Below are 14,160 nucleotides of genomic sequence, written 5' to 3'. Positions count from 1 at the left end.
AGCTATGGCTCGCACCATTCTTTACACTTACAAAGACCAAGACAAAGAACTGACGTTCTCATACCAGCAGCACCGCAACATTCAAGAAGCGGTTGCCGAAGCAGAAGGTATCGATATCACTGAGTTCCTAAAGATGGAGCAACAAATCGAAGCAGTGTCTGACACTAAAGCGGTGCGCAACTACCGCGATAACTACTTCAGAAAATTAGGCTTTAGCAAAATTACCCTAGCTCAAAAAGAAAACCTAGGCGTAGGCAAAAAGAACAAATAAGCTTAGCTGTAAACAGAAAACTCGCGATTCGTCGCGAGTTTTTTTATGCATGCTATTTTTGTTCGTGCTCTATACCCAAGCATATAGAAGTTACTTGGGTATATGAGTTACTTCTATATATAAGTAAAAAGCCCCGTTTTTACCTTGATGGTCTAAACGGGGCTTTAGATTTCTTCTTACTTTATATCGAGTAAGGTTTCAGTCACTACTTGATGTTTAGGAACGCAGCACCGCGTACACCGCCTGAATCACCGTGTTTTGCTTTGATGATCTTAGGACACTTAGCCACAGACAATAAGTGTTTAGGGATGCGTTTTGGCATCTCTTCATAAATCAATTCGAAGTTTGAAAGACCACCACCCAGCACAACAACATGTGGGTCAGTCGCTGTAAAGATGTTTGCAAAACAGATAGCCAGCAACTCCATAAAACGCTCAACGTGCTCGACGGCTTTCGCTTCACCTTCTGCGTGCGCTTTAATAATGTCGATCGCTTTCTTCTCTTCACCGTAGTAATGGGCATACAGAAGCTCGAAGCCTCGACCAGAAAGGTAACTGTCTAAACACCCCTTTTTGTCACAACCACAGCCCAACAGAGGTGCGTTTTCGCCTAAGTGGAACCAAGCATCGATAGGTAAACGAGTATGGCCCACCTCACCTGCTACGTGGTTACGGCCAGAGAAAACTTTACCATCGTAGATAAAACCGCCACCAAAGCCAGTACCTAGGATCAAACCAAGAACAGAAGGCTCATCTTGAAGCTCTTCGTCCCATGCTTCTGATAGCGCAAAACAGTTCGCATCGTTTTCAATCTTTACGCTGCGACCGATTTTCGCTTCAAGATCCGCGCGCAGCGGTTTGCCTTTCGCCGCAGGAACGTTAACCGTTAATACCGTTGCATCGTCTGCGTCTTCCATGCCTGGTAGGCCAAGACCAATTGTGCCTTCGCAACCAAACTCTGCATCGTATTTGTTAACCAATTCCGCAATGGTATCAACCAGCAGCTCGTAGTTGTCTGTTGGTGTAGGTACACGTTCCGTCGCTACACGCTCAAGCTTCTCGTTAAATGCACCAAATTCAATTTTAGTGCCACCGACATCAAAGCCGTAATACATGTATTTCTCTCCTAAAAAATGCTTAAACGACTCCAAAAATAGCTGGAGTCAAAAGTATAAACTAGTGGCATTATCCATATCTGTACGCCTGCAAACCGTGACCGAATGCAGATTTATCCCCTCACCGCAGCCAGTTGAACAACATGCCATCAACAAAAGTTCATTCCTTAGAGTCAGCTCTCGGTTTTCACCCACTCTTTGAAACGTTTTAAATGCGGTCGGTTGGGATCGTTTTTGACTCGGGTCTTGGTCAACATGTAGGTTTCTCTAAAGGCTTCAAACCACAACTGAAGGCATTCCGATGCTTTATTCTCACCGGCTTGTTTCAAAACTAACGTCGCGACTTCGGCGGTTGAAAGATGCTGCTCATTCTCAGAACGGCGCATGATGTATTCAGACAGAGATTCTGGCTCAATAGAAAGCACAGGCAAAGATTTAAGAAAGTCAGAACGACGGAATATCTTTCGTGCCTCACGCCAGCTACCATCAATAAAGATCAGCAACCATTTTTTGTTCTGAGCCTCTTCGTTTACTAATCGCGCAGGCTCCAGATCTTCAATTAAACGAGATGGGTCATCCACATAGTCTGCAGGAAATACAATCACTGGTTGGTAGTTGTCATCCTGTAGTAGCTCCAGCATCTCCTCAGACGGTTCTGTTCGGTTCCATTGATACACGTAAGTCTCTTGAATCGTATCAGCAATTAGACGACCGGTATTACTTGGCTTAAATACTTCGTTTTCAGAAACAATCAACATACATGCAATATTAGCCTTGATGTTTGGCTGAAGATCGCACAAACAGTGTTGCTCAGAAACCTGGCAATATTGGCAACGAACCACTTTACATCCACGCGCGTTGAAAGGCTTGGTTGAGATAGATTGTCGGTACTGATATAAACGGTGGAAAGCGTGAATTCTCATGGTAAGTAATGCCAAGTAAAAAGTAGAGCGCGATTCTACTGATATTATGGTTTCGCCTCAAGATAAGCCCTTCAAAGCACCTTACTGTTTGTTGAAATAATTTCACCCTTATCTCGGTCATAGATAAAGTAATAAATAAGGAAATGACAGTGACAGAAACGACGTTTCAAGATCCCTCGTGGATAAGATTAGGCTTTTTTCTCGGCGTATTATTACTTTGTGCCCTTTGGGAAAACAAACTGCCGAGAAAAACACTTACCGCTTCACGCGGGTTTCGCTGGGTCAACAACTTATCACTGATTGCTGTGAATAGCTTGATTGTTGCGTTAGTCATGCCTATCGCCGCCTTTCAAGCTGCAATTATCGCTCAGGAGCAACAATGGGGACTATTTAATTTGCTCTCCCTACCCGCTTGGTTAAACGTGCTTCTAGCGGTTATTCTGCTTGATTTCGTCATTTACGTTCAGCATGTGGTCTTTCACTATGTAAAGCCACTGTGGAAGCTTCATCGAATGCACCATGCCGATCTCGACATTGATGTCACCACTGGCGCACGTTTTCATCCTATCGAAATCATCATCTCGATGGGTGTCAAAATTGCCACTGTATTTATCTTAGGCGTTTCTCCTATCGCTATCGTGGTATTCGAAATAGTGCTCAATGCCAGTGCGATGTTTAATCACAGTAATGCAAAACTGGCTTTATCAGCGGATCAGAAACTGCGAAACGTCATAGTGACGCCAGACATGCATCGCGTTCATCATTCCGTGATAGCAAAAGAAACCAACTCGAATTTCGGTTTCTTCCTTTCTGTTTGGGATCGACTTTTTGGGACATATCGAGCTCAGCCTGAGCTTGGCCATGATGATGTCGTAATTGGTATACCGGAAATTAGGAATGAAGCAGAACAACGATTAGACAAGCTGTTAACGCAACCTTTTCGCTATAACCGAAGAAGACGCAACAGTTGAAGAAAAGTTTTTGTGGATGAAGTGCGTAAACAAAGCGAATAGACTAAACCTAAACACCAACCAGTTAAACACCACTTCATCCTCACGATGCTAGCTAATGGATTCACTCTCCGTTAGTTGACGTTTTTTGTTTAACTGAGTAATACCAACAAATAAACCAACCACACCAAGCACCGTGCACACCAAAGCATTAGTATTCATTGCTTGTTGTGCTTCTATTGAGCTGTATAGAAAAGCCAGACTGAAGAAAGTGGTACCAAAGCTTAAACCTGTCAGTACGCTGAAACCAGCGAAACTGGCCAAGTCTTTAAAATCGTTCATAACGAATCCCTGTTTACTATCCTTAATTGAGTGATGAAAAGTGAAAGTTAACGAAATATCTGGCGTGATTGTCGATGTTTACGCGCGTTCCATAACCAGATAGATACGCCGAATGAAAAACCTAAAAAGAGTGTTTTCATTTGAAGTGCGGCATTGTTTTCCAATATTTCTAATGTATAGTGAGCGTGCGAGCTAAAAATAACATTGGTCGTCAGAATCAATAGCATAAGCACTAATCCGGAACGACGGTGCTTCACCAATAGATATACCGCTAGTAAGTCTAACAGCCCCAATGCGCTCCAATAAATATTCAACCAGCGTGGCGCAAAATCATAAGGCAAAAAACCGTTAGCAATGTTGTCATAAAGATGAACCACACCGCCAACTGTCATAAAAAGGCATAAGAGAAACACGACGAATTTATCCATTATCGTTTCCTTATCTGAATGAATGCGCAAAGCATATAGAAGTCAGTTAAACATTTGTAATCTCATAGCCATTTTTGAGATCGACAGTGCCTTTAAACAGTACGTGAGGCGTGCGAAATAAATTTATTCGCTCCTGATAGAAGCATAGTGTTAGCTTTGGCATTTCGCTCAAATACACCAATGTTAGAACAGAAGTCTCATTCAAACCGCTCCTTGGTCTATCAGTTTTCGAACTTTTTCCAGTGCGTTCTGAAAAACGGTATGCGCTTGTGAGGAAATATCGCTCCCTATATCGTGCCAAAAGAACGCAAAATCATGTCCGCCATCGTCTTGTGTACGAAACGTCCATGAATCCGCTAGGTCAGCACACTCGCACAAAACAAAATGCCATACTTGATTTTGAAAGCCACTGTCCCATGAGCATAAATACCGAGCGGAGATAACGTGCGTAATTCCAGATTCTTCAGCGAGCTCCCGCTTTGCAGCCGTGATGTAACTTTCATCAAACGTCTCAATAGTGCCCTTGACGAGCTGAATACCCGCCAACGGATGTTTAAAAAGTAAGAACTCTTGATTTTGCTTACGCAGAACGACGGGACAAACTTTATCGATCACAAAACCACTCCTCGTTGTTTAAGCAGAAAGCTTTGGCTTGTTCTGGATATAAAGGAATCGCATGAAGTTGCATTATCAATTCCTTTGAACTCGGACAACATTCTAGCCATCTTGTTTCACCGAGATACCATTAACACCACGTAGTGATAACTCAGCCCTTAAGAAATGAGCAAGATGCGATATAACTCACTTTTGCGATTTGAATAGCAATCAGAGGGGGCGTAGAAGCAACAAAAAAGCAGAACCGAAGTTCTGCTTTTAGAAGATGAAAACATGTCACTTATGCGGACTGATGTAGCTCGTATTTATGCAACATCGCTTGTTGATGCCCTGCAATTTCCGCCACTTGCTCAGAACTCTCAACCATAGACTCAAGCTGCAGCTTTGTACGTTCGCCAAGGTCAGAAATATGGGTAATGGATTGAGATACATCTGCCGTCGCACGTTCTTGCTCTTCCGTGGCAACAGAGATCTGCTCAACACGCTCTTGAATGTGCTTAACCGCGAGGTTGATATCAGAGAATGTCGATTTCACTTCATTGCTGGACTGCAGTGCGTGGGCCATTTCTTCTCTTGAATCATTGACTGCTTGGCGCGAACGCTCTGCGGCAGTAATAAGCTCGCTCATCATTGCTCGGATGTTCGTTGTTTGTTGAGAAGTATCACTTGCTAGTTTGCGGACTTCATCCGCGACAACAGCAAACCCACGCCCTTGTTCACCAGCTCGAGCGGCTTCTATTGCTGCGTTGAGAGCAAGCAAGTTTGTGTTGTCAGCAATACCACTGATCATGTCGACCATTTCACGAATCTGCTTAACACGCTGGTCTAGTTCTAACATAGATCGCTCATTCATATCCAAAGAGCTTTCAAGTGATTCCAAACGTTCACGGTTTTGTTCCACAACGTGAACGCCTTTTTCAGTGTGCTGGGTAGCAAGCATCGAGTCCTGTGACGAGGCATTTGTCACTGTTGCTATTTCACGAATGGAGGCTTCAAGTTGCGTAATGGTCGTGATCATGCTCGCCAACGCTTCATTTTGTGTCGTCAACCCATCGCTCGTTTGTTCAGCTGCGCTGTGGCTTACTTCGGCTGTCTGATAAAGCGTCTCACAGTTACGTGTAACTGTTTGGATAGAGTTGTTTGTTGAATCAATCACTTGGTTTAGTTTTCTTGCTACTTCTTTCAGCTCATAAGGACCAACCTCTTGTGCATTGTCACGGAAGTCATGTTCGGTAAGTGCGGAAAGACGCGTTAGTACATTTCTTAACCCTCGGTTTGTCCATGACTTCAGACTGAACCAAGTGATCAGAATAATGAAAGAAATCACACACGCTGCAAAAACGATCATAACACTCACTGACTCAATGGTCTCATTGACCACACTCTCTTTATCCGCAATCAACTCACCAGCAGCTTGTGATATTTGATCAAGCAACCGCATGGTTTCATCCGCAAGAATCGAAGCCTGTTTAAACTCTGAACGTTGCAATTCCCCTTGTTCTAGTTTGGCGAGGATCAAACGCAGCACGCCCTTTTCACTAAAGCCTTGCTTCACCATCTCGTACGGTGCCGTTAGGCTTGCGTATTCGCTTACTTCTGGATGTAAAGACTGGAAATCTTCATAGGCGAGATTAATACCTGCAATACGGTTACGCATTTCTCGGTATTCTTTTTCGGCTTTGCTCAGTTCAGAATGCATCATCATTACTAAGAACGTGCTTTCCATTGAGCTCGCTGAGGCAATAAATCGGTTGGCGGCATCACTCGATTCAGGATTTTCGGCACTAAGAAACGAGCTGATTCGATTCATTTCCGGGCCGATAGAGCTGAGCCCATAGCGGAACCCACCAACCCCTGCATCAATATCCATTTGAATTTTTATCACTGAAGATTGCTTCAGTAAAATGGACTGCGTGATGTTATGTAAACGCGCTAAATTTGTATCTAACTCCTTAGAGAGTTGCTCAGCAACACCAGAAGCTTCTCCAACCAAACTTTTACTTTGAGTCGCAAGTGAATCGATTTGCTCTTTTATTAGAGACAACTCTTTTGGCTCAGTAATTTGCATACCATGGTTGAGTAGCTTAACTATCTCCAATACATTCCTGGTTAACTTTGCGTTCGCCATCGCGATTGGTAACGCTTTTTGCGACAAGTCTTCAAATTGCTCTCCTACCTGTTCCATTCCTTTGAAACTTGAGACAGAAAGGGCTATAACAAGAGCTATGATAGTTAAAAATGTTGCACTAACAGCCTGAATCAGTGAAAGTGATGTGCGTGAGCGTTTTCGCTTTGCCATAATCAATTTTTATTCTTTCTTAAGGTTGAATCGGTTTTGCAGTGATTCCGTCACATTTGTGAGACAAAACCGTGATTTGCAGCCCATACTATGGATTGGTTATGACACTAATATTTCAGTTGTGAGTCGTAGAGATGACAGGTGGTGATTTGCGTCGAGTATATTTTCCTTTGATAATCAGTGTGCTACTAAGCGCCTGCTCTTCGGGGCCTGAACCTAGCGAGCAAGTGCAAGTGACAACACCTACAAATCAGTTATTGGACAATAACCCTGACTTGTTCCAGTTTTATACAGAATGGCATGGCACACCTTATCGCTTAGGCGGCACACAAAAATCTGGTATTGATTGCTCGGCATTTGTGCAAAAAGCCTTTGTCGAGGCTTATCAACTATCGTTACCCAGGACAACGAGACAACAATCGAAACAAGGTGTGGAATTAAATTGGACGGACGCCAAACAAGGAGATTTGGTGTTTTTTAAGACAAGACGGACGACCTATCATGTAGGGATTTACTTGGGTAACAAGCAGTTCATGCATGCGTCAACGTCTAAAGGTGTGATCATTTCAAGAATCGACAACCCATACTGGGCATCTAAGTTTTGGCAAGTAAGAAGAGTTACAATGTAACTCTTCTTACTTTTAGAGTTGGAGATGACTGGTATCAAACAATATCAATCGTAAGTAGCAACGGCAGTATCGAATAGGTTTTTAACCAAAGCGATGTATTCATCAAGGAACGTGATCTGTTCATTAGTCGCTTTTTTATGCCATACACCAGCCAATATCTCACCAAGATCTTCAACAACCGCATCCGCCTCTTTTAGTAATTTGAAGCGTACGCTTGAGTGAAGCTCTGGGTTTTGCTCAAAGATCGCCATGATGTTTGAAGCCACCATATCGGTGACGACATCTTCGATGCTTTCGGATCCAGTGTCGCCAATTTCAGTCGTGAAAATATCTAGATTTAGCGACAAGTGCTCGATAAGAGCGAGATATCCATCGGTTTCTAAAACCACTGTTTTTCTCCGTTTATTGCAAGCCTTCGAAGCTGAAAGCGGAATAGTTTCAATAGTAAGACATGCCGAGAAAATTTCATTAACTTATTTCATATTAACAAACATTCACGAACCAACTGGATGTTTTTCAAACAATTGCGCTTTGCCTCACTGCGTTCGGATACAGGGTTTCTTCAAACCTTTTTGTATTTCAGTCATTTTCATGCAAACAAGTTTGGTTACGACCGTTTTCTTTTGCACGATACAACGCAGCATCGGCACTCTTTAACCATTGAGTGTGAGTTTCAAAATAAGGTTTATACTCGCAAACACCAATACTTATCGTGTAATTAATCAAAAAATCTTCCACTTTCACGATCTCTTGCTCAATTCTTTTACGTAAACGCTCCGCGAAATAGCAAGCTTGTTCTTGATTCGTATGAGGAAGCAATACCGTAAACTCTTCTCCGCCAAAACGACCGCACACATCACTGCTTCTTGCTGTCTTTCTTAATAACGAAGAAGTACGACGAATGACTTCATCTCCCGTCGGGTGACCATAGGTATCATTCACTTTTTTAAAGTGGTCGATATCAAATATTACTAATGAGCATGGTCCGTCGATAACTTTTAGGTGAGCAAACTCTTCTTTCAGCGATTGCTCCCAATAAGCACGATTAAATAAACCTGTTAAACCATCTTTGCGACTGATTTCAGACAAATGTTGATTTGTTTCTTTCAAATGAATGCGATTTCTTGCCGTTTCAGAGACATCATTCACTTGAATAGCAATGTGACTGACCTCTCCTGAGAGCCCAATTAACGGGGTGATTACGATGTCTTGATACATGAAATCACTGCTGTTTGAAACCGGAGAAAAATTGTTGAATTTAAAAAGGTACGGCCGATTTTCCCAGCTAGAGAAGGAACGAGTTTCCAGATCGGCGGCGGTTTTTATCTTGGTTTCTAGCCAAGTTTTTGGCAGCTCTTCAAAATGATCAAATAAACATTGGCCAAGGATTTCTTGTGACAGAACGCCACTGTATGACTGCATAAAACTGTTCCACACACAGACCTTATACTCTTGATCCAACACGATAAGCCCTGAGTCCATCGTATCGAGAATTTGTGTGACCCAATGAAAGTCTGCTATGTCCAGCGTAATATCGGACATTAGATTAGCTCCATGATTTCATAAATAATTTCTACGGATGGTTTATCAATTAAAAACAGTACCTCACACTCAAAATCGAGCGCTTCTGCCATGTAGGTGTATTCGATAGTAAACAGCTCACCTAATTCACCCTGCTCTTCACAGTAAGGCGTTAACGTATCCACAATGCCTGGCTGACGAAGTGAGAATTGCTTGTCGAGCTGATCCCCTAACGATGTGAGAAATGAAGAAACCAGTAAGTTCGAGATATTCAAAATGATTTCATTATGAGGTGTAAACTCAAGCAGATAGCCTAACTTCTCACCAATTTGATTGATGTCTCTACCACGTAAACACACCAGAGCTTCACCATGAATACCGCCACCAACAAACCTCTGCGCAACCGCGACGGAGCCATCACGCCCAACAACGTCGACAAGCGTCATATGAAGTTCGCCATAGGATAACGGACCAACATGTGGAACAGGAAGTTGGATGAACTCGTGTAAGTGGTCTGCCATAATCGCAGCCCCTTTACCAAGTGCAATGTTTGCAATCTCGCGGAATTTAGCTAATGAGGAGAACTCCTCGCAAATCTGGCTTTTAGGCTCAATCGAATGGCTAGGCTTGAACGCATAGTGCAGCCCCAATTGTTCATAGAGCGGTATCACCTGCTCTTCTGTCAGAGGCTTAGCGATAAAAGCTTGAGCACCTAGCTCTATGCAGCGCTGTTTTGCCTCTTGTTGAACATCTCCAGAAATAATGACGATTTTAGTCTGGTAATGACTAACAGGTAATGACTCAAGGACTTCAAAACCGTCCATGATCGGCATCGTTAAATCGAGAAACAAAATATCGATATTTTGCTCCGCAAGAATATTTAGCGCCTCATACCCATCTTGAGCTTCGATCAGGTGCAATGATGTATCTTGTACGATGGAGCGCGCAATGAGCTTTCTTGCAACCGCTGAGTCATCACATATCAGTATTTTCATGTCACCAATGGAACTAACGTCAAAAAAATAATAATACCTGTTGTATACGTTCATCTCCATATGCTATGCCGACAAATCAGAGGCTTATAAGCGATTTGATTCACATTTATACAAATTGACTACACTGAGAGGAAGGTTTCTTTACGAAGTATGCTCAACGTAGCGCCAACACCTTGCTTTTTATCCTAAACTGTTGGTGGTCAAATAGATTCGCGAGGTTTTGTATGTGGCAAGCAATATCGCAACAGCTTTCTGATACTTTATTATTCGAGTACCAGATCACGGAAAAAGTAAGACTGTCTGGTGGGGATATCAGTGAAAGCTACATGATCAATGACGGCGAACAGCGCTATTTCGTGAAAATTAACGATCGCGAGTTTTTGTCTAAGTTTGAAGTTGAGGCAGAAAGTCTGCATCTTTTGCGTGAGACATCTACCCTATTTGTTCCAGAGGTTGTGTTGGTTGGTAAAACCAAAAATGCCTCATTCCTAATTCTTAACTACCTTCCAACAAAGCCATTAGAAGATGGCCCAAACAGCTTTAAATTAGGACAGCAATTAGCTCACCTTCATCAATGGGGCGAGCAAAAGGAATTTGGTTTTGATACGGATAACTATCTCGGGTCCACTCTACAACCCAATAAGTGGCACAAGAAGTGGTGTGTCTTCTTTGCTGAACAACGCATAGGATGGCAATTACAGCTCCTCAAAGAAAAAGGCGTCACTTTAGTTGATATCGACGACTTTATAGATGTCGTAAAACAACTGCTAGCAAACCATGCTCCAGAGCCTTCCTTGCTGCATGGCGATTTATGGAATGGGAATGCGGCTCTCACGGCATGTGGCCCTATCTGTTACGACCCCGCCTGCTACTGGGGTGACAGGGAGTGTGATATTGCGATGACTGAGCTTTTTGGTGGATTTCAACCGGAATTTTATCAAGGTTATGAATCTGTTATGCCACTTTCTGCTGGTTATCAAGAGCGTAAAGATATCTATAACCTTTACCATGTTCTCAACCATTGCAATTTATTTGGCGGCCATTACTTGGAGCAGGCTCAACAAGTTATTAATAAAATTATTTCTTATTAATTTGGAAGCCACTGCATATTTCAAGATGTAAAACCTCGAGGCACATCACTACAGAAAATGACCCTAAGCTCAAGGTTGAGTTTGAGGTCAAGTTTTATACTTATTTCGACTCAATTAGCAACAACTCCACCTAATATCAAAGGAGACTTAACTTTGGATTGTGCCTATTTTCCTTGTAGGCAAAGTAAGTGAAGGGCTGTACTTCCTTAAAGAATAGAGTGTTTAAAAGCCCTGCGATATTAGGAGTTGTTGTATGAAAAATTATACCGAAAGGCATGTCAAATGCCCCCATTGTGGACATTCAATCGGCATTACACTAGATGCAAGTAATGGTGACCAAGAGTTTTATGATGATTGCCCAGCTTGTTGCCATGCCATTCACTTAAATATGCGAGTAGATGAGCTGCAAGATAAAGTCGAACTGTTTATTGATGACAATTACGAATAACAACTCGAGCATGTAAGCGTTGGAAACACAAAGTCACTTGAATTAAAAAGGAGCGCTTGGCTCCTTTTTATCATTCTAAAGCTGTTTTGCTGCGAGAACTCGCTCAACAGTATCAACTATGGCCTGAGTCTGAGGGTCAAACTCGATATTAACGCGGTCCCCTACTTGTCTTACTCCAAAGAGTGTTCGTTGCAAGGTTTCTGGAATTAGATGTACTGAAAAACGACACGCTTCAACCTCACCAATCGTCAAAGAACAACCATCCAAGCCGATATAGCCTTTCGCTAACACATATTTCATTGATTCTTGCGGCAGTTGGAACCAAATCGTGCGGTTATTAGGCGTATCGATGATCTCGACAATATCAGCCATCAAACTAATATGGCCAGACATGCTGTGTCCGCCAATTTCATCACCAAACTTGGCAGCTCGCTCAATGTTTACGCTGTCACCTTCAACTAGCTCGCCTAAGTTGGTGAGAGCCAATGTCGCTTGCATTAAATCAAAGCTGATAAGGTTGCCATTAATATTGGTCACGGTCAGGCAGCAGCCATTGTGAGCGACAGATGCCCCTATTTCTAATCCTTTACAAAGCTCATCGCTTAACTCGACAACATGCGTTTGAAAGCGTTCTTTTTTATCAATTTTAACGACCTTAGCCGTACCCTGAACTATTCCTGTAAACATTCTTTTTACCTATTGATTTCATACAAGCTGCAATCGATGACAGAGCCTTAAGCACAGCACTGTGTATCGAGATCAAACCTGTAGATTATAGAGCAACGACCTATTGAAAAATGGAGCCTTGTTCTCATACACGCTTCTAACATTAACATGATTTATTACAGCTCTCAGTATTAGCGTATCCTTAGCTTAGCGAGCATTAAGTTAGTGTTATCCACTATTCGCAACCTAACTATGGAATATAAACATACAATTGTTTATCATTTGCGCGGAGTTTCTCCGAGGCATTTTTTCACCTTATCGTGACTAAAATCAACCATCAGATCAGTTCACCACATCTTTTGTCCTCGAGCGCTCTCATTCTTTCAACTTATTGTTCCGCTCTGGAGTATTTTTCGTGCATCGCTATAAAGAAGAAGCATCAAGTCTCATCAAATTGGCGACCCCGGTATTGATCGCATCTGTTGCTCAAACTGGTATGGGGTTTGTTGATACCGTTATGGCCGGAGGCGTTAGTGCCACCGACATGGCTGCGGTTTCTGTCGCTTCAAGTATTTGGCTTCCATCCATTTTATTTGGTGTGGGTTTGTTAATGGCGTTAGTCCCTGTTGTCGCACAGTTAAATGGCTCTGGTCGTCGAGTAAAAATCCCGTTTGAAATTCAACAAGGCGTCGTTTTGGCATTGTTGATCAGTGTGCCGATTATTGCAGTGCTGCTTCAAACCCAATTTATTCTCGGATTTATGGATGTTGAAACGCTGATGGCAGAAAAAACAGTGGGATACATTCATGCTGTTATCTTAGCAGTGCCTGCTTTCTTGCTTTTTCAAACGCTTAGAAGCTTTACGGATGGTATGTCATTGACGAAACCAGCAATGGTCATTGGCTTTATCGGTTTACTGCTCAACATTCCTCTAAACTGGATTTTCGTGTATGGCAAGTTTGGCGCACCTGAATTAGGCGGTGTTGGCTGTGGTGTCGCAACCACGATTGTTTACTGGGTCATGTTTGCCCTACTATTGCTTTATGTGATGACATCAGATCGACTTAAAAGCATCAACTTATTTGGTGAATGGCATCGACCACAATGGAAAGCGCAAGTTCGTCTGTTCAGACTCGGCTTTCCTGTTGCAGCAGCGCTGTTCTTTGAAGTGACACTATTTGCTGTCGTTGCATTATTGGTATCACCATTAGGACCAATCATCGTTGCTGCGCATCAGGTTGCGATTAACTTCTCTTCGTTGGTATTTATGCTTCCAATGAGTATCGGTGCCGCAGTGAGCATTCGTGTCGGCCATCGACTTGGCGAAGAAAACGTAGATGGCGCTCGCGTTGCTTCACGAGTGGGCATAATGGTTGGTCTAGGTTTATCTGTTCTTACAGCGATATTAACCGTATTGTCTCGTGAATGGATCGCCGAACTTTACACTAGCAACCCAGAGGTCATCACTCTAGCGATGCAACTGCTCGTATTTGCTGCTGTTTATCAATGTACGGACGCAGTTCAGGTAATCGCGGCAGGTGCACTGCGTGGCTATAAAGATATGCGAGCCATCTTCAACCGTACGTTTATCGCCTACTGGATTCTTGGTTTACCAATGGGTTACGTCCTTGGCCGCACAGACTGGATCGTCGAGCCAATGGGAGCGCAAGGTTTCTGGCTAGGCTTTATCATCGGCCTTTCTTCTGCCGCACTTATGTTAGGGGTAAGAATGCGCTGGATGCACCGCCAAGAACCAGAGGTGCAATTGAACTTTTCAGTTCAGTGATAATAAGAAAAAGCCAGCACACGCTGGCTTTTTTGATCGAATAATAACGCTGTTGAGTATACTTATAACAAGCTTGTGAGCC

General features: G+C 42.9%; 16 protein-coding genes. 6 read left to right on the top strand and 10 right to left on the bottom strand.

Features of this window, described 5'->3' with window-relative positions:
- Nucleotides 1-4 precede the first annotated feature (4 nt).
- The gene (locus ACWYVB_RS14750) at nt 5-271 is read left to right on the top strand and encodes a DUF2960 domain-containing protein (RefSeq protein WP_005377584.1); all 267 of its coding nucleotides are present in this window, start codon (nt 5-7) and stop codon (nt 269-271) included.
- A gap of 205 nt (nt 272-476) precedes the next feature.
- On the opposite strand, the gene nagK is transcribed toward ACWYVB_RS14750, so the two are convergent.
- Nucleotides 477-1,385 carry an N-acetylglucosamine kinase gene (gene nagK / locus ACWYVB_RS14745; protein ID WP_006742573.1) on the bottom strand — a complete coding sequence of 303 codons (909 nt, stop codon included), beginning with the start codon at nt 1,383-1,385 and terminating at the stop codon, nt 477-479.
- Nucleotides 1,386-1,558: 173 nt separating this feature from the next.
- Nucleotides 1,559-2,308: a tRNA-uridine aminocarboxypropyltransferase gene (locus tag ACWYVB_RS14740; protein WP_041853036.1), complete on the bottom strand. Its 750-nt coding sequence runs from the start codon at nt 2,306-2,308 to the stop codon at nt 1,559-1,561.
- A gap of 149 nt (nt 2,309-2,457) precedes the next feature.
- Between ACWYVB_RS14740 and ACWYVB_RS14735 the strand changes: the two genes are divergently transcribed.
- Nucleotides 2,458-3,279, top strand: coding sequence for a sterol desaturase family protein (locus tag ACWYVB_RS14735; protein ID WP_457529330.1), 822 nt, complete (start codon nt 2,458-2,460; stop codon nt 3,277-3,279).
- Between the two features lie 90 nt (nt 3,280-3,369).
- Here ACWYVB_RS14735 and ACWYVB_RS14730 read toward each other — a convergent pair whose 3' ends face one another.
- The 4 genes from ACWYVB_RS14730 to ACWYVB_RS14715 all read right to left on the bottom strand — a co-directional run bounded on the left by ACWYVB_RS14730 (nt 3,370) and on the right by ACWYVB_RS14715 (nt 6,942).
- Nucleotides 3,370-3,600 carry a hypothetical protein gene (locus ACWYVB_RS14730; protein ID WP_005396201.1) on the bottom strand — a complete coding sequence of 77 codons (231 nt, stop codon included), beginning with the start codon at nt 3,598-3,600 and terminating at the stop codon, nt 3,370-3,372.
- A gap of 47 nt (nt 3,601-3,647) precedes the next feature.
- Complete coding sequence (locus tag ACWYVB_RS14725; RefSeq protein WP_457529328.1) at nt 3,648-4,028, bottom strand: hypothetical protein; 381 nt, start codon at nt 4,026-4,028, stop codon at nt 3,648-3,650.
- Nucleotides 4,029-4,229: 201 nt separating this feature from the next.
- Nucleotides 4,230-4,643, bottom strand: a complete 414-nt coding sequence (locus ACWYVB_RS14720; RefSeq protein WP_457529326.1) for an NUDIX hydrolase — start codon at nt 4,641-4,643, stop codon at nt 4,230-4,232.
- Nucleotides 4,644-4,923: 280 nt separating this feature from the next.
- Nucleotides 4,924-6,942, bottom strand: coding sequence for a methyl-accepting chemotaxis protein (locus tag ACWYVB_RS14715; RefSeq protein WP_457529324.1), 2,019 nt, complete (start codon nt 6,940-6,942; stop codon nt 4,924-4,926).
- A 134-nt stretch (nt 6,943-7,076) separates the two neighbouring features.
- On the opposite strand from ACWYVB_RS14715, the gene ACWYVB_RS14710 reads away from it, so the two are divergent.
- Nucleotides 7,077-7,571 carry an NlpC/P60 family protein gene (locus ACWYVB_RS14710; protein WP_005396208.1) on the top strand — a complete coding sequence of 165 codons (495 nt, stop codon included), beginning with the start codon at nt 7,077-7,079 and terminating at the stop codon, nt 7,569-7,571.
- A 44-nt stretch (nt 7,572-7,615) separates the two neighbouring features.
- On the opposite strand, the gene ACWYVB_RS14705 is transcribed toward ACWYVB_RS14710, so the two are convergent.
- The 3 genes from ACWYVB_RS14705 to ACWYVB_RS14695 all read right to left on the bottom strand — a co-directional run bounded on the left by ACWYVB_RS14705 (nt 7,616) and on the right by ACWYVB_RS14695 (nt 10,087).
- Nucleotides 7,616-7,960, bottom strand: a complete 345-nt coding sequence (locus tag ACWYVB_RS14705; RefSeq protein ID WP_005396212.1) for a DUF3802 family protein — start codon at nt 7,958-7,960, stop codon at nt 7,616-7,618.
- A 190-nt stretch (nt 7,961-8,150) separates the two neighbouring features.
- Nucleotides 8,151-9,113 (bottom strand): GGDEF domain-containing protein, encoded by a 963-nt coding sequence (locus ACWYVB_RS14700; RefSeq protein ID WP_005396213.1) that lies wholly within the window; start codon nt 9,111-9,113, stop codon nt 8,151-8,153.
- A complete protein-coding gene (locus ACWYVB_RS14695) occupies nt 9,113-10,087 on the bottom strand; it encodes a response regulator (protein WP_457529322.1) in 975 nt (324 codons plus the stop codon). Before ACWYVB_RS14695 ends, ACWYVB_RS14700 begins: the two co-directional genes overlap by 1 nt.
- A 224-nt stretch (nt 10,088-10,311) precedes the next feature.
- Here ACWYVB_RS14695 and ACWYVB_RS14690 point away from each other — a divergent pair, with 224 nt between their 5' ends.
- Together ACWYVB_RS14690 and ACWYVB_RS14685 are read left to right on the top strand one after the other, a co-directional pair.
- Nucleotides 10,312-11,178 (top strand): fructosamine kinase family protein, encoded by an 867-nt coding sequence (locus tag ACWYVB_RS14690; protein WP_005396217.1) that lies wholly within the window; start codon nt 10,312-10,314, stop codon nt 11,176-11,178.
- A 253-nt stretch (nt 11,179-11,431) separates the two neighbouring features.
- A complete protein-coding gene (locus ACWYVB_RS14685) occupies nt 11,432-11,626 on the top strand; it encodes a CPXCG motif-containing cysteine-rich protein (protein WP_005396219.1) in 195 nt (64 codons plus the stop codon).
- Between the two features lie 75 nt (nt 11,627-11,701).
- Here the strand turns inward: ACWYVB_RS14685 and ACWYVB_RS14680 are convergent, their stop codons facing one another.
- Complete coding sequence (locus tag ACWYVB_RS14680; protein WP_054867079.1) at nt 11,702-12,313, bottom strand: riboflavin synthase; 612 nt, start codon at nt 12,311-12,313, stop codon at nt 11,702-11,704.
- 394 nt (nt 12,314-12,707) lie between these two features.
- Between ACWYVB_RS14680 and ACWYVB_RS14675 the strand changes: the two genes are divergently transcribed.
- On the top strand, nt 12,708-14,078 hold the full coding sequence (locus ACWYVB_RS14675) for an MATE family efflux transporter (protein ID WP_005396222.1): 1,371 nt from the start codon (nt 12,708-12,710) through the stop codon (nt 14,076-14,078).
- Nucleotides 14,079-14,160: the final 82 nt, after the last annotated feature.

The sequence above is a fragment of the Vibrio sp. JZG10 genome (genome assembly GCF_054064075.1).
The sequence above is the reverse complement of the archived record's forward strand: the minus strand, read 5'-3'. Positions and strand labels throughout refer to the sequence as shown.

Excerpts from the sequence above, each read along its gene's own strand:
- ACWYVB_RS14695 (WP_457529322.1), bottom strand. The coding sequence starts at position 10,087 with ATGAAAATACTGATATGTGATGACTCAGCGGTTGCAAGAAAGCTCATT.
- ACWYVB_RS14710 (WP_005396208.1), top strand. The coding sequence starts at position 7,077 with ATGACAGGTGGTGATTTGCGTCGAGTATATTTTCCTTTGATAATCAGT.
- ACWYVB_RS14700 (WP_005396213.1), bottom strand. The coding sequence starts at position 9,113 with ATGTCCGATATTACGCTGGACATAGCAGACTTTCATTGGGTCACACAA.
- ACWYVB_RS14725 (WP_457529328.1), bottom strand. The coding sequence starts at position 4,028 with ATGGATAAATTCGTCGTGTTTCTCTTATGCCTTTTTATGACAGTTGGC.
- ACWYVB_RS14750 (WP_005377584.1), top strand. The coding sequence starts at position 5 with ATGGCTCGCACCATTCTTTACACTTACAAAGACCAAGACAAAGAACTG.
- ACWYVB_RS14715 (WP_457529324.1), bottom strand. The coding sequence starts at position 6,942 with ATGGCAAAGCGAAAACGCTCACGCACATCACTTTCACTGATTCAGGCT.
- ACWYVB_RS14690 (WP_005396217.1), top strand. The coding sequence starts at position 10,312 with ATGTGGCAAGCAATATCGCAACAGCTTTCTGATACTTTATTATTCGAG.
- ACWYVB_RS14680 (WP_054867079.1), bottom strand. The coding sequence starts at position 12,313 with ATGTTTACAGGAATAGTTCAGGGTACGGCTAAGGTCGTTAAAATTGAT.
- ACWYVB_RS14685 (WP_005396219.1), top strand. The coding sequence starts at position 11,432 with ATGAAAAATTATACCGAAAGGCATGTCAAATGCCCCCATTGTGGACAT.
- nagK (WP_006742573.1), bottom strand. The coding sequence starts at position 1,385 with ATGTATTACGGCTTTGATGTCGGTGGCACTAAAATTGAATTTGGTGCA.
- ACWYVB_RS14730 (WP_005396201.1), bottom strand. The coding sequence starts at position 3,600 with ATGAACGATTTTAAAGACTTGGCCAGTTTCGCTGGTTTCAGCGTACTG.
- ACWYVB_RS14740 (WP_041853036.1), bottom strand. The coding sequence starts at position 2,308 with ATGAGAATTCACGCTTTCCACCGTTTATATCAGTACCGACAATCTATC.